Annotated in this window: 23 protein-coding genes; 8 read left to right on the forward strand and 15 right to left on the reverse strand. The window is 66.1% G+C overall.

Annotated elements, in window-relative coordinates; translation table 11 throughout:
* Window positions 1-2: 2 nt before the first annotated feature.
* Both C8C95_RS20970 and C8C95_RS20975 read right to left on the reverse strand, forming a co-directional pair.
* On the reverse strand, window positions 3-566 hold the full coding sequence (locus tag C8C95_RS20970) for a nucleotidyltransferase family protein (protein WP_116749860.1): 564 nt from the start codon (window positions 564-566) through the stop codon (window positions 3-5).
* A gap of 87 nt (window positions 567-653) precedes the next feature.
* The gene (locus tag C8C95_RS20975; RefSeq protein WP_116749861.1) at window positions 654-1,553 is read right to left on the reverse strand and encodes a LysR family transcriptional regulator; all 900 of its coding nucleotides are present in this window, start codon (window positions 1,551-1,553) and stop codon (window positions 654-656) included.
* Window positions 1,554-1,674: 121 nt separating this feature from the next.
* On the opposite strand from C8C95_RS20975, the gene C8C95_RS20980 reads away from it, so the two are divergent.
* The 3 genes from C8C95_RS20980 to C8C95_RS20990 all read left to right on the forward strand — a co-directional run bounded on the left by C8C95_RS20980 (window position 1,675) and on the right by C8C95_RS20990 (window position 4,176).
* A complete protein-coding gene (locus C8C95_RS20980; RefSeq protein ID WP_116749862.1) occupies window positions 1,675-2,910 on the forward strand; it encodes an alpha-hydroxy acid oxidase in 1,236 nt (411 codons plus the stop codon).
* Window positions 2,911-3,520: 610 nt separating this feature from the next.
* Window positions 3,521-3,934 (forward strand): hypothetical protein, encoded by a 414-nt coding sequence (locus C8C95_RS20985; protein ID WP_116749863.1) that lies wholly within the window; start codon window positions 3,521-3,523, stop codon window positions 3,932-3,934.
* Window positions 3,935-3,966: 32 nt separating this feature from the next.
* Window positions 3,967-4,176, forward strand: coding sequence for a hypothetical protein (locus C8C95_RS20990; RefSeq protein ID WP_116749864.1), 210 nt, complete (start codon window positions 3,967-3,969; stop codon window positions 4,174-4,176).
* 268 nt (window positions 4,177-4,444) lie between these two features.
* On the opposite strand, the gene C8C95_RS20995 is transcribed toward C8C95_RS20990, so the two are convergent.
* The 4 genes from C8C95_RS20995 to C8C95_RS21010 all read right to left on the reverse strand — a co-directional run bounded on the left by C8C95_RS20995 (window position 4,445) and on the right by C8C95_RS21010 (window position 8,765).
* Window positions 4,445-4,909 (reverse strand): GFA family protein, encoded by a 465-nt coding sequence (locus C8C95_RS20995; protein WP_116749865.1) that lies wholly within the window; start codon window positions 4,907-4,909, stop codon window positions 4,445-4,447.
* Between the two features lie 377 nt (window positions 4,910-5,286).
* Window positions 5,287-7,569 carry a xanthine dehydrogenase family protein molybdopterin-binding subunit gene (locus C8C95_RS21000; RefSeq protein ID WP_116750394.1) on the reverse strand — a complete coding sequence of 761 codons (2,283 nt, stop codon included), beginning with the start codon at window positions 7,567-7,569 and terminating at the stop codon, window positions 5,287-5,289.
* A 15-nt stretch (window positions 7,570-7,584) separates the two neighbouring features.
* Window positions 7,585-8,046 (reverse strand): (2Fe-2S)-binding protein, encoded by a 462-nt coding sequence (locus C8C95_RS21005; RefSeq protein ID WP_056744839.1) that lies wholly within the window; start codon window positions 8,044-8,046, stop codon window positions 7,585-7,587.
* Window positions 8,047-8,192: 146 nt separating this feature from the next.
* Window positions 8,193-8,765 (reverse strand): TetR/AcrR family transcriptional regulator, encoded by a 573-nt coding sequence (locus C8C95_RS21010; protein WP_015014099.1) that lies wholly within the window; start codon window positions 8,763-8,765, stop codon window positions 8,193-8,195.
* A 116-nt stretch (window positions 8,766-8,881) separates the two neighbouring features.
* On the opposite strand from C8C95_RS21010, the gene pdxH reads away from it, so the two are divergent.
* Entirely contained in the window at window positions 8,882-9,523 is a 642-nt protein-coding gene (gene pdxH, locus C8C95_RS21015; RefSeq protein WP_116749866.1) for a pyridoxamine 5'-phosphate oxidase, read from the forward strand.
* Between the two features lie 27 nt (window positions 9,524-9,550).
* Here the strand turns inward: pdxH and C8C95_RS21020 are convergent, their stop codons facing one another.
* The 5 genes from C8C95_RS21020 to C8C95_RS21040 form a co-directional block, all read right to left on the reverse strand.
* Window positions 9,551-10,507, reverse strand: a complete 957-nt coding sequence (locus C8C95_RS21020; RefSeq protein WP_116749867.1) for an AEC family transporter — start codon at window positions 10,505-10,507, stop codon at window positions 9,551-9,553.
* 153 nt (window positions 10,508-10,660) lie between these two features.
* Complete coding sequence (locus tag C8C95_RS21025; protein WP_116749868.1) at window positions 10,661-11,365, reverse strand: HAD family hydrolase; 705 nt, start codon at window positions 11,363-11,365, stop codon at window positions 10,661-10,663.
* Window positions 11,366-11,449: 84 nt separating this feature from the next.
* Window positions 11,450-12,550, reverse strand: coding sequence for an ABC transporter ATP-binding protein (locus C8C95_RS21030; protein WP_116749869.1), 1,101 nt, complete (start codon window positions 12,548-12,550; stop codon window positions 11,450-11,452).
* A gap of 1 nt (window position 12,551) precedes the next feature.
* Complete coding sequence (locus C8C95_RS21035) at window positions 12,552-13,889, reverse strand: ATP-binding protein (RefSeq protein WP_243415795.1); 1,338 nt, start codon at window positions 13,887-13,889, stop codon at window positions 12,552-12,554.
* 56 nt (window positions 13,890-13,945) lie between these two features.
* Window positions 13,946-14,671 carry a response regulator transcription factor gene (locus C8C95_RS21040; protein ID WP_056744825.1) on the reverse strand — a complete coding sequence of 242 codons (726 nt, stop codon included), beginning with the start codon at window positions 14,669-14,671 and terminating at the stop codon, window positions 13,946-13,948.
* Window positions 14,672-14,811: 140 nt separating this feature from the next.
* Here C8C95_RS21040 and C8C95_RS21045 point away from each other — a divergent pair, with 140 nt between their 5' ends.
* Window positions 14,812-15,207: a DUF2845 domain-containing protein gene (locus C8C95_RS21045; RefSeq protein WP_243415739.1), complete on the forward strand. Its 396-nt coding sequence runs from the start codon at window positions 14,812-14,814 to the stop codon at window positions 15,205-15,207.
* A gap of 26 nt (window positions 15,208-15,233) precedes the next feature.
* Here the strand turns inward: C8C95_RS21045 and C8C95_RS21050 are convergent, their stop codons facing one another.
* Entirely contained in the window at window positions 15,234-15,986 is a 753-nt protein-coding gene (locus tag C8C95_RS21050; protein ID WP_116749871.1) for a TOBE domain-containing protein, read from the reverse strand.
* 155 nt (window positions 15,987-16,141) lie between these two features.
* On the opposite strand from C8C95_RS21050, the gene modA reads away from it, so the two are divergent.
* From modA to modC, 3 genes are read left to right on the forward strand one after another with little or no spacing between them, the layout of a single operon-like run.
* Window positions 16,142-16,849 (forward strand): molybdate ABC transporter substrate-binding protein, encoded by a 708-nt coding sequence (gene modA / locus C8C95_RS21055; RefSeq protein ID WP_165836603.1) that lies wholly within the window; start codon window positions 16,142-16,144, stop codon window positions 16,847-16,849.
* A 39-nt stretch (window positions 16,850-16,888) separates the two neighbouring features.
* A complete protein-coding gene (modB, locus tag C8C95_RS21060) occupies window positions 16,889-17,572 on the forward strand; it encodes a molybdate ABC transporter permease subunit (protein ID WP_116749872.1) in 684 nt (227 codons plus the stop codon).
* Window positions 17,569-18,657 carry a molybdenum ABC transporter ATP-binding protein gene (gene modC, locus C8C95_RS21065; protein ID WP_116749873.1) on the forward strand — a complete coding sequence of 363 codons (1,089 nt, stop codon included), beginning with the start codon at window positions 17,569-17,571 and terminating at the stop codon, window positions 18,655-18,657. The genes modB and modC overlap by 4 nt, the downstream gene beginning before the upstream one ends.
* Window positions 18,658-18,720: 63 nt before the next feature.
* On the opposite strand, the gene C8C95_RS21070 is transcribed toward modC, so the two are convergent.
* The 3 genes from C8C95_RS21070 to C8C95_RS21080 form a co-directional block, all read right to left on the reverse strand.
* The gene (locus C8C95_RS21070; protein ID WP_116749874.1) at window positions 18,721-20,343 is read right to left on the reverse strand and encodes a sensor domain-containing diguanylate cyclase; all 1,623 of its coding nucleotides are present in this window, start codon (window positions 20,341-20,343) and stop codon (window positions 18,721-18,723) included.
* A 309-nt stretch (window positions 20,344-20,652) separates the two neighbouring features.
* Window positions 20,653-22,764, reverse strand: a complete 2,112-nt coding sequence (locus tag C8C95_RS21075) for a TonB-dependent receptor (protein ID WP_116750396.1) — start codon at window positions 22,762-22,764, stop codon at window positions 20,653-20,655.
* A gap of 315 nt (window positions 22,765-23,079) precedes the next feature.
* Complete coding sequence (locus tag C8C95_RS21080; protein WP_243415740.1) at window positions 23,080-23,541, reverse strand: hypothetical protein; 462 nt, start codon at window positions 23,539-23,541, stop codon at window positions 23,080-23,082.
* Window positions 23,542-23,560 lie beyond the last annotated feature (19 nt).

The following is a 23,560-nucleotide window of genomic DNA, read 5'->3' on the forward strand; positions in this document are numbered from 1 at the left end:
TGCTACCCGCGCGCTGCCAGCAACTGCGCGGCGCGTTCCAGGTCTTGCACGGTGTCTATGTCGGTCACCGTGCCTTCGTCATCCACCTCCACCTGCCGTACCCTGCCCTGCTGCGCCTGCGCGCGCACCACGCTAGCGGCGCCCTGCTCGCCAGTCAGCGCCCGCAAGCTGGACAAGCATGCGGCCGAAAACCCCACAGGGTGACCGCGCTCGCCCTGGTACACCGGCATGACCACGGCGCAGTCCGGGTCCGCCAGCGCGGCGGCGATGGTGCGCAAGGTGTCGGGACGGATCAGCGGCAAATCCCCCGGCAACACCAGCCAACCGGGCGCCTGGGCCGTGGCGCGCACAGCTGCGGCGATCGAATCCCCCATGCCGGGGTGGCCTGCATCTTCCAGGTGCCAGGGCAGGCCGCTGGCGCGCACGGCATCGAGGGTGTGTTCCAGCACGGTCTTTGCTCCCAGGGGCGCGCGCAGCTTGTGCACCGCACCGCCGGACGCAGCAAAACGCTCTCCCCGGCCCGAGGCCAGCACCAGAACGACGGGGAGCAAAGGCGATACGAGCATGGGGTTCCGCTTGAACAGGTTGCTGGGCCATCAACTGTGGCGTGCAGCGGGCGCGATTCTAGTGCTGCGATGCCGGGCCAGCAGTCTTCAGAACGCGCCACTCGCCACCGTGAAATCCGCATGCTGCGCTGCCAGCCCGTGCAGCATGCTCACCAGCGGCCGCAGGTCATCACGCCGACTGTGCAACGCATAGCCGAGCGACCCCAGCGGCACAGGGCTGGGCAACACCTGCAACACATCCCTGGCGTGCAGGGCTTGCGCCCAGCCCTCGGGCAGCAGGCCAATGCCGCTGCCCTGTGCCAGCAAGCCCACGATGGCGCCCCAGTGGTTGCACATCAGTCGGCGCGCGGGGCGTGCATCGGCCTGTCGCAGCCAGTCGTCGATGAGGTGGGTCACCCCCGAGCCCTGCGGCAGGGTCACCAGCGGGTACGACTGCACGGCCTCGGCATCCATCTCGTGCAGGCCGTGCGCCACGCCCGGGCCAGCGCACCAGGCAAAGCGCGCATGCGCCAGCGGCACTGATGTCAGAGCGCTGCGGCTGGCGGGGCCGGCGATCACGGCCACATCCAGCTCGCCCTTGTCCAACCGCTCTGCCAGGGCAGCGCCCACATCCACGTGCACCGACACCTCCAGGGCCGGGTGCGCCGCCGCCAGGGCTTCCACCAGGCGCGGCAGCCAGGTGATCGCCGTCAGCTCGCCCACCCCCAGGCGGCAGGGGCCGCGCAGGCCGGTGGTGCTACCCATGTCCTGCTGCAAACGGTCTGCCTGCTGCAGCAATGCGCCCGCCAGGGGCAGCAGTCGCGTGCCCGACTCCGTCAAAGCCGCGCGGTGCCCGGCGCGGTCAAAGAGCACCTGACCCAGCGATGCCTCCAGTTCGGCGATCCGCTTGGACAGGGAGGACACCGACAGGTGCACCCGCTCCGCCGCCATGGCAAAGCTGCTGCAGGTGGCGGCCCAGTAGAAGGCTTCGAGCTGCTTAAGGGTCATGTCGTGAATGTATTTTCAACTTGGCGAACAAATCATTAGCAATAAATTCGCTTTCTTGATTATTACGGTTTCAGGACACTGCTTTCCAGCCCCCCCGTTTACCGTTGTCTGGAACCACGCCATGTCCACCCCCTCCACCGCGCCCCAACAGCCCGCCACCAATGCCTGGAGTGCCTTCAACGGAACGCATCGCAGTGGCCGCACGTCCCATCTGCTGTCGCTGGACGACTTTGAAGCCGCTGCCCGTCGCGTGCTACCCCGCCCTATCTTTGGCTACGTGGCCGGGGCGGGGGAAGACAACCTGGCCCTGGACGACAACCGCCAGGCGTTCCGAGAGATCGCCCTCGTCCCCCGCGTGCTCCGCAACGTGGCCCAACGCGACCAGGGCGTGACCCTGTTCGGCCAGCGCTATGCCAGCCCCTTCGGCATCGCGCCCATGGGCATAGCGGCGCTGTCGGCCTACCGGGGCGACATCGTTTTGGCCCGTGCGGCGGCAGCGGCGGGCATCCCGGCTGTGCAAAGCGGCAGCTCGCTCATCCGTCTGGAAGAAGTGATGGCCGCCGCCCCCGGCACCTGGTTCCAGGCCTACCTGCCCGGCACCCCCGAACGCATCGACGCCTTGCTGTGGCGCGTGATTGCGGCGGGCGTACAGACGCTGGTGGTGACGGTGGACATCCCCGTGGCGGGAAACCGCGAGAACAACATCCGCGCGGGCTTCTCCACCCCGCTGCGCCCCAGCCTTCGCCTGGCGTGGGACGGCCTGGTGCGCCCACGCTGGCTGGCAGGCACACTGCTGCGCACGCTGGCACACCACGGCATGCCGCATTTTGAAAACTCGTTTGCTGAGCGCGGCGCGCCCATCCTGTCCTCACGTGTACAGCGCGACTTTGCCGCGCGTGACCACTTTGACTGGAGCCACATCGCCCACATCCGCCGCCAGTGGCGCGGCCCGCTGGTCGTCAAGGGCATCCTCAGCCCGCAGGATGCCGCCCTCGCCCGCCAGCACGGGGTGGACGGCATCATCGTCAGCAACCACGGCGGTCGCCAGCTCGATGGCGCCGTGGCCCCGCTGCGAGTGCTGCCCGCCATTGCCGAGCAGGCTGGCAGCGGCATGACAGTGATGTTGGACGGCGGCATCCGCCGGGGCACCGACGTGATCAAGGCCCTGGCGCTGGGCGCGCAGGCAGTGTTTGTGGGGCGGCCCTTCAACTACGCAGCAGCAGTGGACGGCGAGGCAGGCGTTACAGCGGCCATCGATCTATTGCGCGCCGAGGTGGACCGCAACTTGGCAATGCTGGGCGCCACCTCCTGCGCAGCGCTGGGGCCAGAGCATCTCATGGACCGCCGAGCACCGTAGAGGACTGCGGCGCACGCTTCCCTGCGGGTGCCTGATCAAGCTGGGGAGCAAAGTGCAATCAGCCCAGTTTGAAATGAAGTGATGGCAGCGCCGCCGACGCTCCCCTGTCGATCACTTCAATATTGATAGCTGTCAGCGCTTACCTGTAAAGCGCTAATGGCACTTTTCTTTCAATAGGGTTGGTCTGCAGCGCCACGGACGGCCTCAGGCTGATTTCGAACTTTCACTCGACCACCATTGGCGGGCAGTTTTTGACCCGAACTGTTCCGTTTGCCGCGCACTCTGGAACTGCCATGGGTGGCCCTTCAGTTAAAGTCCTTGCCCCGCGGGCGATTTTTGGCCGCTTCTTGCACCCCGGTGACTGGGTTTGAAAACAAAATCTGCGACTTTGGGTGGCACCAGGGATCCTCTGAACAAATCACCGCGCCGTGCGCATCTGCGGACTCGTGCGGTCTGCCGCGTTGCAAATGCTCGCAATAGCTACGGCTAGTGCTGCGCTTTGCACCTTGCAGCCTATCCCGATCCACAGCGCACACTTACCGCTCGATTCATGCAGAGGATCCCCAGCTGATTCGGCCAAGCAAACTGCAACTCGCGGAGATAAAAAAATATGCTGTTAATCGATATTGCCGTCGAGCACACTTTGGTGTCCAAAAAGGATGGCGTTCGTCAGACTTTCTTGCTGCATCCTTTTACCGATACACAGCGCGATTCACTGGGCAAATTCGAGCTCGTCCGCGACGTCAGCCAGCCCGGACTCAAAGATGTGAAACGCTCCACCTTCGTATCGTTTCACCAATTGGCGGAGCTGTATGCAAAAGGCCTGCTCGAAGAATTCGGGTTTTCCGTTCGCATGTGTCCGGGTAAAGGCACCTACCCTGCCAAGCTTCCAGCCAAAAAGATACTGCCCACCAGCATCAAGCCCGGCTCTTCGTTCGATCTGGCGGTGCAAAAGGTGGATATTTCCAAAGCGGCCACGCGCGAATTGAAAACGGCCTTGCTTCGCGCCAGCGTCCAAATTTAAGCGTGACGGCGCTGATCGATAAAGGAGCCACTATGAACCCCCCCGTTGCGCATGCAGAACTGATTGCCACATTCAAGCGGGCCGAGGCAGATGCCGCCCACAAGTTCGGGCTGATCAAAGCGGCTGCCAATAAAGGCCCCAAGGCCATTCAAGCCGCCACCGAAACAGCGGCAAAGGCGGCAAAACGCAGGGACTCTTTTGCGAAAAAGCTGGGCGATCTGGGGGTGGACCTAAAGTATTGAACGCCACCAAGCACATGGCGCAACACCCACCATAGGCGACCGCGCACAACAGGCGATGATTGTCAAAACAATCTCCGCAATCTAAAAGCAGAATTGGCCACGGGTCCTGCCCCGATTTGCATGCTTTCCAAGCACGGCAATTGAAGCGTCTTCATTTTCCGGATTACAAAGGTGTTGAGAGAGATGGGAAACCGCTATGGCTGTGTTGCAGTCATTCAGTGACGGTAAACGAATGAGTACTATCGGCCAGAACCGGACGTAGAACTTGCTACCCAGAGGCTCTCTCGCGGGATTCGGGGTTGGCTTCGTATCTAAGCCATCCTGCAATCGCAGAGCCTCCTCCAATTCGATCTTTCGGATGTGTTCTGCCTTCGTTGACTGGCACTTCCGCGAAGTCAAAAGGACTCATCCCTTCGATGCAGGCCACATTGACTCCGTATTGGTCTGGCGATGAGCGACGCTGGTGGAAGGTGTAAATACCGCACCTTGAGCAGAAATAGTGCTTGGCCTCTCCCGTATTAAACGTGTACAGCGTGAGTGCTTCATTGCCATGTGTGACCTGAATATCGTCTAGGTCGGCCGATACCGCTACTGCCCCTCGCATCCGACAGTAGGAGCAGTTGCATCTACGGGCTGTTCTCAGGCCATCTCTTAAACGCAATGAAAACCGCACAGTACCGCAATGACATGCGGCTTCATACAAAGGCCGTTCTGGGAGATTGCTATCGGTCATTCCTCATTCTCACTTACAAAGTGCGCGTCGGGAGATGACTGTATGGGCCCAAAGCTGAAGCTCAATCCTCGCCGAATGCGCGCGTACAAGTAGTTCTCAACCACACGTCATCGGGCGGACCATTGAAACCAACTAGTGCATCAACGCCGCATCGGAGGCAGATGGCCGTTTGATTCTGGTTGTCTCCAACGCCCCATTCAATGATGGTATCGGGTGCATTGCAGTCATTTCTCTGCCGCTTGAAGTAGGCCGAAAGCTGCGCGCCAAAACACAGCCAGAGCAATGCGATGGTGGACACTGAACTGAAGCAGATGGATGGGGCATAAAAAAAGCGCCGGGCTCTCCCAAACCCGGCGCTCTCATTCCAACAAGCTTTATCAAGCCAGCTTGAACGGCAGCTCGCGTGGCGTCTTGCCTGTGATCTGCGCGATGGCATTGGCAAACGCCGGTGCCAGCGGTGGCAGGCCAGGTTCGCCCATGCCCTTCGGTGGATCGGCGCTGGGCACGATGTGCACGGTCACCTGCGGCATGTCGGTGATGCGGGGCACGGCGTAGTCGCCGAAGTTGCTCTGCTCCACCACACCGTCCTTGAGCGTGATGGCTGCGCCGGGCAGGCAGGTGCCCAGGCCCATCAGCGCGGCGCCTTGTACCTGGGCTTCCACGCTTTTGGGGTTGACCACCAGGTTGCAATGCACGCCGGCGGTGATGCTGTGCAGCTTGGGCGTGCCGTCTTTGACGGAGGCCTCGACCACATACGCCACCACCGACTCGAACGACTCGTGCACCGCCACGCCCCAGGCACGGCCAGTGGCCAGCTTATTCTTGCCGTAGCCCGACTGGGCGACGGCCAGCTGCAGCGCCGCCTTGTGGCGCGGGTGCTTGTCGCCCATCAGGGCCAGGCGGTAGGCCACGGGGTCCTGCTTGGTGGTGCGGGCCACTTCGTCGATCAGGGTCTCCATGGCGTAGGCCGTGTGGGTGGAACCCACGCTGCGCCACCACAGCACCGGCACGTTCACATCCGGGTGGTGCACCGACAGCTTCATGGGCACGTCGTACGGCTCTTTCATGCCCTCGATGGCCGTGGCGTCAATGCCGTTCTTGATCATGAAGGCCTCGAACGGCGAGCCCTTGGTGATGGACTGGCCGACGATGGTGTGGTCCCACGCCAGGATCTTGCCCTTGGCGTCAAAGCCGATCTCGGCGCGGTGCACGTGCATGGGGCGGTAGTAGCCGCCCTTGATGTCGTCTTCGCGGCTCCACAGCGTGCGCACTGGCGCGGTGATGCCGGCGGTGTGGGCCGCCTTGGCCACGCCGCAGGCCTCCACCACGTAGTCGCTGGTGGGGATGGCGCGGCGGCCAAAGCCGCCACCGGCCATCTGGGTGTGGACCTTGACGTTCTGCGGCTGCAGGCCCAGCGTCTTGGCGGCGGCCATCGCGTCCAGGCCGGGCATCTGGGTGCCCATCCACAGCTCCGCCTTGTCCCCGTCCAGCTTCACGGTGCAGTTCAGCGGCTCCATGGGCGCGTGCGCCAGGTACGGGAAGACGAACTCGGCACTGATCTTGTGGGGTGCGCCCGCCAGCGGTGCCATGTCGGCCTGCATAGCCACGTTGCCCGGCTTGGCAGCCAGTTCGCGGTACTGCGCCAGCAGCGCGGTGGTGTCGGGCTTGGTGACTGCGCTGGTGTCCCATTCCACCTTGAGGGCGTCGCGCCCTTGCTTGGCGGGCCAGTAGCCGTCGGCCACGATCGCAATGCCCTCGCCGCCCCGGTCGGTGGGCACGCGCAGCACGGCCTTCACGCCCTTGATGGCCTTGGCGGCGCTGTCGTCCAGCGACTTCACCTTGCCGCCAAACACGGGTGGGCGGGCCACCACGGCCGTCAGCATGCCCGGCAGGCGTACGTCAATGCCGTAGTCCTGCTGGCCGCTCGACTTGGCCTTGGCATCCAGGCGCCCGGTGGGCTTGCCGATCAGGCGGAACTGTTTGGGGTCCTTCAAGGTGACCTTTTCGGGCACGGGCTGCTTCATGGCGGCTTCGGCCAACTGGCCGTAGCCCAGTTTCTTGCCGCCGGGGCCGACCACAAAGCCGTTGCTGGTGCGCAGGGCCGACGCGTCCACTCCCCACTGCGCCGCAGCGGCCCCGACCAGCATGGCGCGGGTGCGCGCGCCCAGCTCGCGGTACTGGGTATACGAGTTCTTGATGGAGTTGGAGCCGCCCGTGAGGTGCATGCCGAACGCAGGGTCGGCATAGGCCGGGTTGGCGTCGCCGTGCACGCTGCGCACCTTGCTCCAGTCGGCATCCAGCTCCTCGGCCAGGATCATGGGCAGGCCGGTCTGCACGCCCTGGCCGAAGTCCAGCCGGTTGATGGTGACGGTGACGGTGCCATCGGCATCAATGCGCACAAAGGCCGAGGGCTGTTCGTGCGGCTTGAGGCCCGCAGGCGCCGCAGCCGCCGTGCCCTGCGCAGCAGACACCAGCGGAAACGCGCCCAGCGCAAAGCCCGAGGCCGCAGACACCTTGAGGAAGGTGCGGCGCGCCACGCCATCCGACGCATTCAACGCTTCCGAATTGATAGCGCCTTGCGCTTTATCCACTAGCGCTTGGAGGTGTTTTGGCATGAAATGCTGTGCCTGGCCCTGCAGGGCATGGGGTTCGAAGTGCATGGTGATCTCCTTCAATCAGGCCAGGGTCTTGGCAGCGTCGTGGATGGCGGCGCGGATGCGCACGTAGGTGCCGCAGCGGCACACGTTGCCGGCCATGGCAGCGTCGATGTCGGCGTCGGAGGGCTTCTTCTTGCCCTTGAGCAGCGCGGTGGCGCTCATGATCTGGCCGCTCTGGCAGTAGCCGCACTGGGCCACGTCGTGCTTGACCCAGGCGGCGTGAACGGCCTTGCCCACCTTGTCGTCGGCGGCAATGGCTTCAATGGTGGTGATCTTCTGGCCTGCCGCCGCCGAGATGGGCGTGATGCAGGACCGCACCGGCGCGCCGTTCAGGTGCACGGTGCACGCACCGCACAGCGCCTGGCCGCAGCCAAACTTGGTGCCGGTCATGCCCAGCGTATCGCGCAGGGCCCAGAGGATGGGGGTGGATTCGTCGGCATCCACGGCCGTGTCTTTGCCGTTGATATTGAGGGTGGGCATCGTGGGACTCCTTGGGATGAAGGTCAGCGCTCAAAAGCACAGCGCAATCGGTAGGGCGGCGCGGGCAGACATCAAGCCGCTTTGTTGTTTTAAGAGAATAACTATTCGATTAAACCGCATAATTCGAGTTTCTGCAGCGGCACGATTTACGCCTTGATGGCGTCCCAGCACAGGCCAAACGCCATTTGGTGCACAGCCTCGTCATCGGGCAGCACCTGGGTGCGGATCAGGTTGCCGGTCTCCCGCACCGAGCCCACCAGGCTGGCCGTGAGCAGCGGAATGGGCACGGCCTTGAGGATCTCCTGCTGCTGGCCTTCTTCCATCAGCGCAAAAAAGCCCGCCATCAGCCGGGTCGAAAATTCGCGGTTGCCCTGGGTGAACCAGGGCGAGTTGTAGTACTGCTCCTGGAACACCACCTCGGCGTATTGGTCCAGCCGATGGCGCAGCAGGTTGCCCCAGGCGCGGCGCACCCTTGCGCGATAGGGCATGCCAGGTTCTATCCCGTCCATGATGCGCGCGGCCGTCACGGTCTTGGCATCCTGGTACAGCTGGCTGATCAGTTCGTCCTTGGACGGGTAGTACACGTACAGCGTGCTTGTGGCCACGCCCGCTGCCCGGGCGATGTCGGCCAGGGTCAGGCCGCTCAGGCCCCGCTGGGCCACCAGTTCAAAGGTGGCCTGGGCAATGGCGCGCTGTTTTTCGTCGTCTTTGGGTTTCATCGGAACCAGGAATATAAGCGAACGCAGATTCGACTACTGCCAAAGCCCGCGCGCATGACTACGGCACCCTGCCCTAGCGCAAAGCGCCATGGTACGAGGGATGCACAATCGTGGCCATGACCACGAACTCCATCGCCGACCTCCGCAAGAGCTACGAGCGCGCCGAACTCAACGAAGACGCCTCGCACGCCGCCCCCCTGCAGCAGTTTGACCAGTGGCTCAAGGAAGCCATCAGTGCCGAAGTGCCCGAGCCCAACGCCATGACCCTGGCCACCGTGGGCAGCGACCTGCGACCCAGCACCCGCATCGTGCTCATCAAGGGCTATGACGAGCGCGGCATCGTCTGGTTTACCAACTACGACAGCCGCAAGGGCCGCCAGATTGCCGGTAACCCTTATGCCGCCCTGCAGTTCCACTGGGTGGAGTTGGAGCGTGTAGTGCGCATCGAAGGCGTGGTGGAGAAGGTCAGCGACGAAGAAAGCGACGAATACTTCCACAGCCGCCCGCTCGACTCCCGCATCGGCGCCTGGGCCAGCCCCCAAAGCCAGGTCATTTCAGGCCGGGGTGTGCTGGTGGCCAACGCGGCCAAGTACGGTGCGCAATTCATGCTGAAACCGCCCCGCCCGCCGCACTGGGGCGGCTACCGCCTCAAGCCCGACCAGTGGGAGTTCTGGCAGGGGCGCAAGAGCCGTCTGCATGACCGGCTGCGCTACCGGCTGGACGCGGGTGAATGGGTGCGGGAGCGGCTGGCGCCCTGACCTGAACCTGAGCCCTGGGCCGCTGGCTCAGCCCGCGACCCAGCGGGTGACCGCAACAATCACCACTGGCATCGTCACCAGCCCCAGCGCGGTAGACACCGCCACGCTGGCGGTCACCTCTTCTTCTGCCACGCGGTAGCGCTGGGAGAACAAGAAAACGTTGGCCCCCACGGGCAGCGATGCCGCCACGATCATCACGGCCAGCGGCATGCCCGACAGGCCCAGCGCCCAGCCCATGCTGGCCAGCACCAGCGGGTGCACCACACATTTCACCAGCGCAATGCGCAGCGCGGCCTTGAACTGGTGGCCGACCTTGGTGAATGCCAGCGTCACCCCCACCAGCAGCAGCGCAATCGGCCCCAGCGCCTGGCCCAGCAGCTGCAGGGGCTTGCCCACCACCTCGGGCACCACCAGCCCGGTCTGCGCAAACAGCAGGCCCGCAATGATGGGCAGCGGCACGGGGTGCACGATGCCGTTGCGGATGGCCTGCAGCACGGTGCGCCACATCGGCTGCTGCACCCCGCCCGGGCGCCCGGCATGTTCGCGCGCGGCCGCCAGCTCGAACACCACCGTGGCTGCAGTCAGCAGGATGAGCGAGTGCACCGAGATCAGCGTGAACAGCGTGACCAGCCCTGCCTCGCCAAACACCAGGCCCACCAGCGGCACGCCGATCATCAGCGTGTTGCTGAAGGTGTTGGCCAGCGCCCGCGCGGCGCCCAGCGTGTTGAAGCCCTGCACTGCCAGCGTGGCCGCGTAGACCACACCAAACGCCACAAAGTAGATGCCCACGGGGCCGAAGTTGAGGTCTTCCAGGTGCACCGTGCTCATGGTGCGAAACAGCAGCGCGGGCGTGAGCACCATGAACACGAGGTTGGCCAGGTCCTTGACGGATTCGGGACGAATCCAGCCACGCCGCCCCACATAAAAGCCAATGGCGATGAACAGGATGACGGGGATCAGCGAGGTGAAGACAGGAGAGTTCACGGAAAAAAGCGCGCCAGGTCGGCAAGGGTGGGCGCCGATTGTCTCCCATGATCCCTGCCGATTCGGCGTGGTGCGCTCGCCGCACAGCCATGATTTGCTACATATTCAATAGCTATCAGCGCATATTGCACCAGCGCTTGACACCGATTTCTTTCAAAACCTGTGGTCTGGGCCCGCTGGGGGCATATCCGCTGCGGCGCGCGGTGCGTCCGCCGACAGCAGGGCCAGCAGCCCTTGCAGACCATCCACCCGATGGTCAGCCAGCGGCCAAGGCTCGACACCCGGCCGCACGGTCTGGACGGTGGTAGCCCCCAGCGCGCGCCCGGCCGCCAGCTCGGACAAGGGGTTGTCGCCCACCACCAGCATCTGGCGGGGCGTGCAACCCTCGCGGGCCAGGATCTGTTCAAAGAGGGCCTGCTTGCCGTGCCCGGCACCAGTGGGTGGTGCGTCAATCGCGTCGATGAGCACCTGTTCAAACCAGGGGCGGATTCCCAGCGCATCGATCTTGCTGTCCTGCAGGCGCCGAAAGCCGCTGGTGACCAGGTAGCGCCGCAACGGAATGCGGGGCAGCAGGCCGATGTCGGCATAGCCTCGCAACGGCGCCTTCGCCTCCATCTGGCTGAACTGCTGCCACCCCGCCGCGCGCATGGCCGGCGTGAAATGGTGGCGCTCAGCCACCAGGTCGAACGCAGTGAACCAGCAAGCCTGCAGCGCCTGGTCCAGGGCCTGCGGGCTCAGCGCACCCTGGTTGGCTTGCCGCACGGCCTCGAATGCGGGCTCGAACAAGGGGCCCACCGCCCGCGCATCCATCAGGCAGTTGTCCAGGTCAAAAACAGCAACGGTGTAGTCCAGAGGCATGGCTCATCAAAAAGGGGTTAACAAAACGGTGTGGCGCATGCCGGGCGCATACCGGGCAAACGCGGCGCACCTTTGAACAGGTTCTTATCCGGCCACCACGGATACGCCATGGTCTGCCAGCGTCAGGCTGACCGGGGCCCCCACATCCAGCGGCAACTCCACCAGGGGCGACACCACAAAAATGGCGCCCAGGGCGCTGGCAAAGGTGTATTCCATGACGCTGCCCAGGTAGGTGCAGCGGGTGACCCGCGCGGCCAGGCCCGCCGATGTGGCCGGGCCAATCACCCAGGCCTCAGGCCGCACGGCGATCTTGACCGGGCCCGCGGGCAGTGCGGCGGGTGACGGCACACGCAGCGGGCCCAGTTGCGCGTACCCGGTGGCTGCATTGCTGCCCGGGCGGGGCGCGTGGTTCTGGGCTGCAAACAGCATGGCCTCGCCCATGAAGCCCGCCACAAACTCGGACGTGGGTTGCTCGTACAGCGCGCTGGGCGCGCCGCACTGGGCGATGGCGCCCCGGTCCATCACCACGATCTGGTCGCTGACGGCGAGCGCTTCGGACTGGTCGTGGGTGACATAGGCCACGGTGAGCTTCAGGCGCTGCTGCAGGGCCCGGATTTCCTCGCGCATGGAACGGCGCAGGCGGGCGTCCAGGTTGGACAGGGGTTCGTCAAACAGCAGCACGGCGGGCTCCAGCGCCAGCGCCCGCGCCAGCGCCACCCGCTGCTGCTGCCCGCCCGACAGCTCATGCGGCTTGCGCTGGTCCAGGCCGTGCAGGCCCACGGTGTCGAGCATGGCGCGGGCCTTTTCGCGCACCTGCTGACTGCCCAGGCCCGAAAGGTGTAAGCCGTAGACCACGTTGTCGATGACGTTCATGTGCGGAAACAGCGCGTAGTTCTGGAACACCAGGCTCACATTGCGCTGCGCCGGGCCGAGGGGGGTCACATCCTGCCCGTCGATAAAGATGCGGCCCGATGTGGGTGATTCGAGCCCGGCTATCAGGCGCAGCGTGGTCGTCTTGCCGCAGCCCGACGGCCCGAGGATGGTGGTGAGCGTGCCGCGCGGCACGCTGAAGCTGATGTGGTCCACCACCAGCGGAGCGTCGGGCGACGAGCCGTAGCGCTTGCTGACATCCCGGAACTCGATGCCATGCACGGTTGGTGTCTCAGAGGGCGGCGTCACGGGCATCTCATTCTTCCCAGGTCACGACGGCATCCACGCCGATGACCTGCCCCGCGTCCATGCGGTTGAACAGCGTGACCTGCGCGCCCATTGCCTCGGCAATCTGCCGGCAGATGGATAACCCCAGGCCCACCCCACCCTGCCCGGCCGAAAACGGCTGGAACAATCGCTGCCGCACAGCGTCGTCGATGCCGGGGCCCTCGTCCCACACCAGCACCTCGCGCCGCCCTGTGCTGTCGCGCAGCAGCACGCCCAGACGCCCATGGATGGGCGTGTGGTGGATGGCGTTGGCCAGCAGGTTGCGCATCAGCTCGCCCAGCAGCGCCGCGTCGCCGGGTGCCCACAGCGTGTCGGGGCCCTCCAGCGCAAAGTCGAGCCGTTTGGCCGCAATCAGCGGTGCCAGCTCCATCACGGCCTCGCGGGCAATCGCGTTCAGGTCCACGCTGGGCAGCTCGCCCATGCGCTTGAGCTGCTCCACCTTGCTCAGGCTGAGCAACTGGTTGGCCAGGCCCGAGGCGCGGTCCACGGTGTGCAGCATCTGCTGCAGCGCATCGCCCACCAGCATGTCGCCTGCCATGGCGGCCTGCAGCTGGGTGCGCAGTACGGCCATGGGGGTACGCAGCTGGTGGGTGGCATCGGCCAGAAAGCGCCGCTGCTCCTCGATCCAGCGGCTCTGGCTGTGTTGCAGCTCGGCAAAATGCTGCACGGCGGGCGCGAGTTCTGACGGGCCTTCGTAGATGCGCTCTGCCGTGACCGCAGCGTCGGTGCTCAGCGGCCGCATCAGCGACACATCGGCATGCCGCAGCCATCCCGACGCTGCCCGTGCCAGCAGCACCGCCACGGCGGTCATCGCCACGGCCAGCAGAAGCACCCACCACAGGCCCGAGCCGCCGCCCAGCAGGCTGCGCGCGCCGGGCAGGCGCTCGCCCAGCGGGCGTGCCACCTGGCGCACCACGGGCGCAGCTGCGGCTTTCCCCTCCTTCGCCACGGTGGGCTGGTACAGGGTCACGGCCACCCGCACCAGCCGGTCGCCCACCTGCGCCAGGTAGAAGTGCACGGCACCGGGGTCACGCACCACCTCGGTGGGAGGCACGCGCGGCAGATCGGGGCTGCCAGCCAGGCGTTCGCCGTCCAGATTGCTCTCGCGGTACCAGACACCGGGCGCTGGTTGGGCAGGCAGGGATGCGGCAGGCTCTGCTGACAGATCTGCGGGCCAGTGCGCCAGCGCCTGGCGCAGGGCCTCGTCCTGCGCAGTGGCGTCATGCTGCGCCTGATAGGTCCATTGCACCACGCAGATCACGGCCACCAGCCCCCACAGCGGCACCAGCCAGCCCACCAGCAGCACCCGCTGCAATGAGCCGCCCCGCGGCCGCCAGGGCCGCCGCTGCCACCACCTCAGCGTCACCGGGCCACCCCGCCCTTATCGGACTTGTCGGCTTTGTCCGTCTTGTGGGCGGCCATGCTGTCGGCGTCGCACAGCAGGTAACCCACGCCGCGCAAGGTCACGATCTCGGCGTTGGTGCCCACCAGCTTCTTGCGCAGCCGGTGCACCACCACTTCCACCGCATCGGCTTGCACCTGCTCGTCCGTGTTGGCAAACACCTGGGTGCGCAGCTCTTCCTTGCTGACCACCCGATCCACGCGCGACATCAGCAGCCGCAGCAGTTCGGACTCCCGCTGCGACAACTCCAGCGGCAAGGCATCGTTGTAGAACACGCCACTGCCCGGCTCGCGGTAAAGAGCGCCGCAGCGCAACTGCCCGTCGCGCCCCACGCGGCGCGTGAGGGCTCGCAGCCGCGCCACCAGTTCGTCCAGGTCAAACGGCTTGGCCAGGTAGTCATCGGCCCCGGCCTCCAGCCCCGCCACCCGGTCCGTGACGGCCGCGCGGGCCGTCAATGCCAGCACCGGCGTGGTGCTGCCGCCATCGCGCAGGCGCCGCAGCACCTCCAGCCCGTCCAGGCCCGGCAGCGACAGGTCGAGCGTGATCACGTCAAACGCGGTGCGCCGCGCAGCCGCCAGGGCCTCCTTGCCATCGGCGCAGCACAACACCTCGAACCCACGGGCCACCAGACTGCGGCTCAGGGCCCCGGCCAGATCAAAATCGTCTTCGACCAACAGCAGTTTCATCCCCCGATCATGCCGCCTGTGGCGGGCTGGGGCCACTGTGCTTCTACGGACAGGCGATGAAAGCGAAGCGAAAGGCGGTGCACGCCCCTCCACGGCTGTGCCGCTGTACAGTAATGCGCAGTATTTTCGAAACCGCCTCCATGAGATACCTCCGCAACCAGACAGCGCTGCCAGGCCTTCATCAAAGGACCTTGCAGCTGGTGGCAACCGCACTGGCCCTGTGCACGGTGCTGCCGGCCCAGGCCTCGCAGTCCCTGCGCTGCAATGGATCGCTGGTGGGCAAAGGCGACTCTCCCGTGACGCTGCTGCAGAAATGTGGTGATCCCATCTACCGCCAGGGCGTGTGCGTTTCCATGCTGCAGCTGGGCTGGGTGGTGACGCCCTACCGCCCGGGCGGTCCCGCAGCAGTGCTGGCCAACCAGTGTGTGCCCATGGAAGAGTGGACGTACGACCGGGGGCCGGGCACCTTCCTGGGGGTAGTTCGCATCTACAACGGCACGATCGAATCCGTGCGCGACGGCGATCGCAGCAGGTAGCGGGGCCCGCTGGTCCGCCTGTCCCCTCAGGAAGCCGCGGCGATGACGATGCTGGATTCGTCAAAAACCGCCGTGGCTTGCTGGCCCGCTCGAACCTTGGCTCCTTCAGCGGCAAAGCCCACCAGCTGGATGCCGCTGGGCAGCTGCAGCACCACCTCGGGGGCGGCGCCGCGAGCGACGCTCCGCACCACCCCGGCCATGGCATTGCCTGCGGGACTGCCAGTGGCAGGGGCCACCTGAACCGCCGTCGCCTTGCACAGCGCCAGCACACCAGCCCCTGCCTTCAAACCCAGCAACTGGGCGCTGACCCGCGTGATGGACGCATGCAGCGCCTGCCCATCCGCCAGCAGCAGCTGCACACGCACCAGCCCTCCCACTGCCCGCACCTTGCCCACGGTGCAAGGAAACTGGTTGCGCATGCTGGTGCGCAGCGCCAGTGCGGCGCGGCCGGTCGCTGCGTCGTCGTCGCTCTTCAATCGGCCCAGCACCTGTTGGCGTGCATGCGCCAGCGCATGGGCCGCCTGCAGTACCCGCTGGCCGGCTGGGGTGAGCGCGGCCCCGCCGCCGCCGCTGCCGCCCACCACCTTCTCCACCAGCGGCACCCCGGCCAGGTTGGTCAGCGTCTCCAGTGCCTGCCAGGCGGCCTTGTAGCTCACACCCGCGCCCCGCGCCGCCTCGGAAATGGAGCCCACCTCGCCGATGCGGCGCAGGATGTCGATGCGCTTGTCCGTGGCCTCGTGGCCCAGCACCTCGGCCAGTGGCAGTGAAGAATTGCTCATGCGGGCATGTTAACTGGGTGGTACAGACGCTTGAGGCATCGCTGTTCATCAATGGAATAGCGCAGTGGCTGACATGCTACAGTCCCGCTATTCCAATGAAGAATAGCGAGCTTGTCGTGAAGCGTTTCCTGTTGTCTCTGGCCGCCTCGTTGGCGATGGCGGTTTCGGCCCAAGCGGGAGAGGTGTCGGTGGCCGTGGCCGCCAACTTCACAGCCCCGATGCAAAAGATTGCCCGCCTGTTCGAGCAGGACACCGGCCACAAAGCCACGCTGGCTTTTGGCTCCACCGGGCGGTTCTATGCGCAGATCAAGAACGGTGCGCCGTTTGACCTGCTGCTGTCCGCCGATGATGAAACCCCGGCCAGGCTCGCCAAGGAAGGCCTGGCGGTCGATGCCAGCCGTTTCACCTACGCCGTTGGCAAGCTGGCCCTTTGGAGCAAGCAGCCCAGCCTGGTAGATGCACAGGGCCAGGTGCTCCAATCCGGCACCTTCGACAAGATCGCGCTGGCCGACCCCAAGCTCGCCCCTTACGGAGCCGCCGCAGTGGAGGTATTGACCCATCTGGGCGTGCTGAACAGCTTGCGGCCCAAGTTTGTGCAGGGTGAGAACATTGCCCAGACCCACCAGTTCGTTGCCACCCAGAATGCCCAGCTTGGCTTTGTCGCCCTGTCGCAGGTGATGGCCGATGGCCGCCTGGTGGAGGGCTCGGTGTGGGCCGTCCCTGCAGCGCTCTACACACCGCTGCGCCAGGACGCCGTGCTGCTGACCAAGGGCCAGGGCAACGCCGCAGCGGCGGCATTGCTGCAATACCTAAAGGGCGACAAGGCGCGCGCGGTCATCCGCGGCTTTGGCTACGAGCACTGAGATACTCACACCCCATCCACGCCACCGCCCTTTTCCTTTATGCCCCTGGGCCCTGAAGCACTGCAAGCCATCTGGCTGACCCTGCAGCTTGCCACCCTCACCACGCTAGTGCTGCTGTTGATCGCCACGCCACTGGCTTGGTGGCTGTCGCAAACCGAGTCGTGGTGGAAGGGACCCGTGGGCGCCTTTGTGACCCTGCCGCTGGTGCTGCCGCCCTCGGTGCTCGGCTTTTACCTGCTGGTGGCCATGGGGCCCGCCGGGCCGCTGGGGCAGTTGACGCAGGCCATGGGCTGGGGCCTGCTGTCGTTCACCTTCATGGGCTTGGTGATCGGGTCGGTGGTGTTCTCCATGCCGTTTGCGGTGCAGCCGCTGCAGCATGCCTTCGAGTCGATGGGTCGCCGCCCGATGGAGGTGGCCGCCACCTTGCGGGCCAGCCCGGTGGATGCGTTTTTTACCGTGGCCCTGCCGCAGGCCCGCACCGGCCTGCTCACCGCTGCCATCCTGAGTTTTGCCCACACGGTGGGCGAGTTTGGCGTGGTGCTGATGATTGGCGGCAACATCCCGGGCAAGACACGGGTGGTCTCGACCCAGATCTATGGCCATGTGGAGGCCATGGAATACGCCCAGGCGCACTGGCTGGCGGGCGGCATGGTGCTGTTCTCCTTCGTGGTGCTGCTGTGCCTGGCGCTGCTCAAGAACCGTGGTTCGCGGGTGCTGCCATGAGTGCGCCCGGCGACCTGCGCATCCGGCTCACGCTGCCGCGTGCCGACTTTGCGTTGAATGTGGACCTGCACCTGCCCGGCAGCGGTATCACGGTGTTGTTCGGCGCATCGGGCTCGGGCAAGACCAGCGTGCTGCGCTGTGTGGCGGGGCTGGAGCGCGCACGCCCTGGCCTGGTGGCCGTGGACGGCGAGGTGTGGCAAGACGATGCCGCCCAGGTGTTTTTGCCCACACACCGGCGGGCGCTTGGTTATGTGTTTCAGGAGGCCAGCCTGTTCGAGCACCTGGACGTGCTGGGCAACCTGCGGTATGGCCTCAAGCGCGCCCGGTCTGCGCAGGCCGAGGCCACGCTGCAGGCTGCCATCGAGCTGCTGGGCATCAGCCGCCTGCTGCAACGCCGGCCGGGTCAGCTGTCGGGCGGCGAGCGCCAGCGGGTGGCCATTGCCCGTGCCCTGGCAACCTCCCCCCGCCTGCTGCTGCTGGACGAACCCATGGCCGCCCTTGACCTGGCGCGGCGCCAGGAGATCCTGCCCTGGCTGGAGCGCCTGCGCGACGAGCTGCACATCCCCATGCTGTATGTCACGCACTCTGCCGACGAACTGGCACGGCTGGCCGACCACCTGGTGGTGCTGGATGGCGGTCAGGTCAAGGCCGCCGGGCCGGTGGACCAGGTGCTGTCGTCGGTGCACCTGCCCATGGTGCTGGGCGACGACGCGGGCGCGTTGCTGCGCGGTCAGGTGCTGGAGCGGGACACTACTTGGCACCTGGCGTGCGTGGGCTTTGCGGGCGGCGCCATGTGGCTGCGCGACAGCGGCCTGCCTGTGGGTCAGACAGTGCGGCTGCGGGTGCTGGCCCGCGACGTGAGCCTGACGGTGCAGGAGCCCATGCAGACCAGCATCCAGAACCACCTGCCCTGCGTGATCGACTCCATAGCACCCGACGTACACCCTTCGCAAGCGCTGGTGCGGCTGCGCTGTGGCGAGTCATTTTTGCTGGCGCGGGTCACCCACCGGTCCTTGCACGCGCTGGGCGTGGCGCCCGGCAGCGCGGTGTGGGCCCAGGTCAAATCGGTGGCGATTGTTCCTTGAGGCGCCCACCTGCGGCCCTGCAGCCCGGATCCGCACGCCCTCGCCGGGCGTGGCCACGACGCCCTATGGGGCCACGCACACGCCCAATGACTGACTTTTGGCCTGGTACATGGCGGTGTCTGCCGCGCGCAGGTAGTCGTCGACCGTTGCCAGCCTGGATGCGCTGGTGGCCAAGCCAACACTCGCGCCACTGATCACGGTGTGTTCGCCGATCACATAGGGTGCGGCAAGGGCGGCGGCGATCTGCTCTGCCCGTTGGCTGGCTTCAGCGGGGTCAATGGACTCCAGCAGCACATTGAACTCGTCGCCACTCATGCGGGCGACCAGATCCACCGCCCGCACGCAGGATTCGAGCCGCCGCGCCACCTGCTGCAATAGCTGGTCGCCCACATGGTGTCCGTAGCAGTCATTGACCGCCTTGAACCCGTTGAGGTCCAGCAGCAGCACGGCGAACATGGTGGCCCCACTGCGCGTGGGCACCTCATCCCCGTTAACCCCGTCGCCTTGGTGCAGCGTTATCAGTTGTGCAAGGCGGTCGCGGAACAATGGCCGACCAGGCAAGTTGGTCAGCGCATCGTAGGAGCTGCCACGCTCGGCCAGATCGCTCAACGAGCCCGCCATGCGCACCGCAACGCCGTCTTCAAACTCGGCGAGCCCGCGCCAATTGACCCATACCAGCCGCCCCGCTCCGTGGAACGCGCGGAAGTCCACCGAAAATTTCGCGCTGTTTCCGGACAGGTGCCTGCTGTAGGCCTCCTGTACGCGAGCGCGATCCTCGCGGTCGATGAGTTGCTCCAGAAAGCGCCAGCCGCCCTCGTACACATGATCGCGGCTCCCCAGCCCGACGATCTGGAGAAAGCGCCCCGACACATGCAGGGTGTCCGTGCGCAAGTCCCAATACCAGATGCCGTCATTGGAGCCGCGCGTCGCCAGCGAATAGCGGTTTTCGGAGCGCACCAAATCGATTTCGGTGTTCTTCTGCTGGGTGACGTCGATCATCAGGCCGATCATGCGGTTCGGCCGACCCGGCTCGACCACCGCGCGGCACAGGTCACGTACCCACACGACCTTGCCCGACTTGGCAATCAGCCGGTAGCTCATCTCGTAGGCATGGCTGTGCGTGGCGTTGTAGGCGGCATCGTCGATCACCAAGGCCTCCTCCAGATCATCGGGATGCACATGCGCCCTCCAGAAGCCCGGGTCAGCCCGCCACTCCTCGACGGAGTAGCCGAACAAGCGTTCGACCTGTGGGCTCAGAAAGGTATTGCCCACCCCGATTTCAGCCTCCCACACCACGCCATCAATGGTTTCCAGCAAGCGCAGAAAACGCTGGCGAATTTCCACCAGCACCTGCTCGGTGACCTCGGTGATCTCGATCAGGACACCCTGGCGGCTGATCACCCGCTCTGCCGCATCCGTCTCCGGGTGGAACTGCAGACGCACCCAGCGGTAGTCCGCGTCGGCAAAGCGCAAGCGGAACACCGGCATGCCCGAGCGCATGGTGCCGATGTCGTCGGGATGCACGAACTCCAGCAAAGACCTGCCAAGCGCCGCTGCCACCGAGTGGCCGGTGAGCTTGTGCCACGCCGGGTTCAGGTACGTGATCTCCCACAGCGCATCGGTCTGCACCACCGCCTCAGGAAGCAGTTGCAACAGGTTTGCGGACGGCGTGGGGGTGATGGGCATGCAGGGCTATTGCAAATGGATCAGATTCATGCAGGGCAGCGCCGAACAAGTCCTTCGCGCGTCGCGCAACCCGGCGTTGGGCGGCCTGCTGCGGTGCCAATCCCATTTCCGAAGCGGGTGCGCGCCATCACCGGGACTGAGGCAGCGTCGCCTTGACGGATCGAAAAATCAACCACGTCAAAGCGAGTATGGCATGCATCCAAGTCACCTTTGGACTCGGTGGATTGGGTGGTTTGGGGCCGGGAGGTGGGCGAGCCAGCAACGCTCTCCCCCGCCGCTGGCTCGCTGACATCGCGACGGCATCACCCGTCAGAACGCCACCTTCACCCCCACCGTCAGGTTGCGCCCCATCAGCGGCGCTGCGTTCTTGATGAACGAGGTGTGCGCGTACGCCAGGCGGTCCGTCAGGTTGTTGGCCTTCAGGTACACCTGCCAGGGCGTGCCGCTGCTGAACTGGCTGTTGTAGCTCACGCCCAGGTTCAGCATGCCGTAGCCGGGCGTGGCGGTTTCAAAGTCGGCCACGCGGTTCTGGCGGGCCACCTGCACCCATTCCACCTGGCCTTCCCAGGCCTGCCAGTTGGCGTCCAGCCGCACACCGGCGCGGGTGGCCGGGATGCGTGGCAGCAATCCACCACCGTCCAGCCTGGCGCGCACGGTGTCGCCAAACAGGGTGATGCCCAGATTGCGTGTGAGGCGCTGGCGCACCTGGCCTTCGATGCCGGTGAAGGTGGCGTCGGCCTGGCTGTACTGCAGCAGTTGCAGGCCGTCTAGCTCGTCCAAGGTGCGGCCATAGATGTAGTTCTGGATGCGGTTGCGGAACACGCTCACGCCGAAGGTGGTGTCGCCGCTGGTCTTCTTCAGGCTCACATCGATGTTCTGCGAGATTTCGGAGCGCAGGTCGGCATTGCCCCGTTCGTACGTGCTGGTGGCCATGTGCAGGCCCTGGGCGTACAGCTCTTCGGCCGACGGGGCGCGGCTGGCGCGGGTGAAAGAGGTGCCCACCTGGTAGCCCGGCGTGAACTTCCACACCGCGCCCAGCGACGCCGAGGTGCCGTTGTGGCTGCGCTCGATGCCGCTGGTCTGGGCCTCGGCCGTCTGGCGGTCGTGGCGCAGGGCGGCTTCAAAGCGCCAGTCGCGCCAAAGGTACTCCTCCAGCACGAAAAGGCCCGTCTTGCGGGTCACAGTGGGCTGCACATAGGCCTCCTCGCCCTCGGCGCTGAACTTGCGCTGCGAGGTCTGCAGGCCGATCACGCCCTTGAAGCCCCCGATGGGCTCGTGCTGCAGCTCGACGCGCGTGTCGTAGGCCTTGTTCTTGAAGGTGGTGCTGATGGCGCCGTCTTCGACCTCGTCGTGTTTGTAGTCGGTGACACCCGCGCGCAGCCGCAGGGCCGAGAAGCCCGCAAACGGGTTGCGCAGCTCGCCCCGCACGTCAAAGCGCTCGCTGCGCAGGTCCACCACCGGCACATCGCCTGCGGCGGCGTCGTGGTCATGGCCGTCGGCTTCGTCGTCCGCGTGGGCGCCGCAGTGCAGGTGGTCGCCATGGGTGTGGCAGCCGTCAAAGCTGTGGTTGTGGCCGGGCAGACCGTACTTGGCGGTCTGGCGGGTGTAGGCCGCACCCAGGTAGCCCTGGTCGCCCACCCACGACAGGCCCACGCTGCCAGTGTCCGTGCGGTTGAAGCTGCCCAGCACCTTGCTGCCGCCCGACCAGCCCTTGCCCACGCGGTAGTCGCCCGCATCCCGCGCCACGCCTTCCACATGCACGGCCAGATTGCCCGCCCCGCCCGTCAGCGAAAAGGCCCCGACGCCCTCGCCCGCCCCCGAGTTGGCGCGCAGCTCGGCGCTGCCTTCGTAACCCTTTTGCGGGATGGCGGTGGGCACCTTGCCGTCCAGCACGTTGACCACGCCGCCCACGGCGCCGTTGCCATAGACCAGGGCCGAGGGGCCACGCAGCACCTCGATCTGCGTGGCCAGCAGCGGCTCGGACACCACGGCGTGGTCGGGGCTGATGGTGGAGGCGTCGTGCAGCTCGGCGCCGTCGCTCAGCACCTTGACGCGCGGGCCGTCCATGCCGCGGATGATGGGCCGGCTGGCGCCCGCACCAAAGTGGCTGCTGGTGATGCCGGGCTCGCTGTTCAGCGTTTCGCCCAGCGTGGCCTCGCGGCGGCGCACCAGTTCATCCCCTTCCAGCACGGTGGCGGGTGTGGTCATGTCGCTGGCGCCCAGCTGCAGGCCGCTGGCCGACACGGTGACAGCGGGCAGACTGGGTGCAGCGTCAGCCGCCGCAGCGGGCGCGGGTGCAGTCTGCGCCTGGGTGGCAACGCTGGTGCCAGACAGCGCAAGCAGGGTCGCCAGGGCCACAGGGTGGAGCGCCGGGCGTGCACGGCGGGAAGCAAAGCGGTGGGTAGAAAAGGTGTGGGTCATGGTGGTGGCCTGCAACAAGGCATGCGCGGCGCTGGCGGTGCCAACGCGCCTGCGCATGCCGACCCGCGCCCGGGGCGCGGGTTGATGAATAAAAACCGCTGCAAGCGCCAGTGAAATATGCGCTAGCAGCTATGAAAACAGGAGTAATGATGGGCGGCGCGCCGTGGTACGGCCGCTGGCAGCCGCCAAATCGGCCTGCATACAGCGGCTTGCATACCGCGCCCTGCGCCAGCAGGCACAACACCGCCGCGTTGCCCTGCAAGGCACACAGCGGGGACGCCGGCTGAGAAGGTGGGGCTGGAGGTGCGCTGCGCGTCAGGCGACCGGTGGGCCGCGCGCATGGAACAGCGCAATGTGGGGTGTGCTCGCCCGCCCTGCCGCATGCACGGCCGGCGGCAGCGGCGCATCGGCCGCAGGCAGCGCCAGCGGGGCGGCATGCAGTGCGTCGCCCAGCGCCAGCTGGTCGAGCAACAGGCAGTCCACTGGCGCGTGGTGGGCCAGCAGATAGGGGAGCCACAGACCGTGGCCGGGTGTGGCAGCGGGCCGCGCAGTGGGGGCCGGGTCCCACGCCGGCTGCCCGGGCAACGAAGAGGGCGCGGCCAGCAGCCCGGCATGCGCCTGGTCCAGCGCGCCGCCGTGCACCACCTGGTGCAGCCGCCCCAGCGTGGGCACCACCACCAATGCCAGCAGCAGCCACGCCAATGCCACGCGCCGCACCGCTGCGCCGCGCAGGGCGGCGGACGGCAGGTGCAAAGGGCGAAGGAAGGCGCGGGTCACGTCAGGCAAAAAGGGAAAG

The sequence above is a fragment of the Acidovorax sp. 99 genome, assembly GCF_003096455.1.
Taxonomy (GTDB): domain Bacteria; phylum Pseudomonadota; class Gammaproteobacteria; order Burkholderiales; family Burkholderiaceae_C; genus Acidovorax; species Acidovorax delafieldii.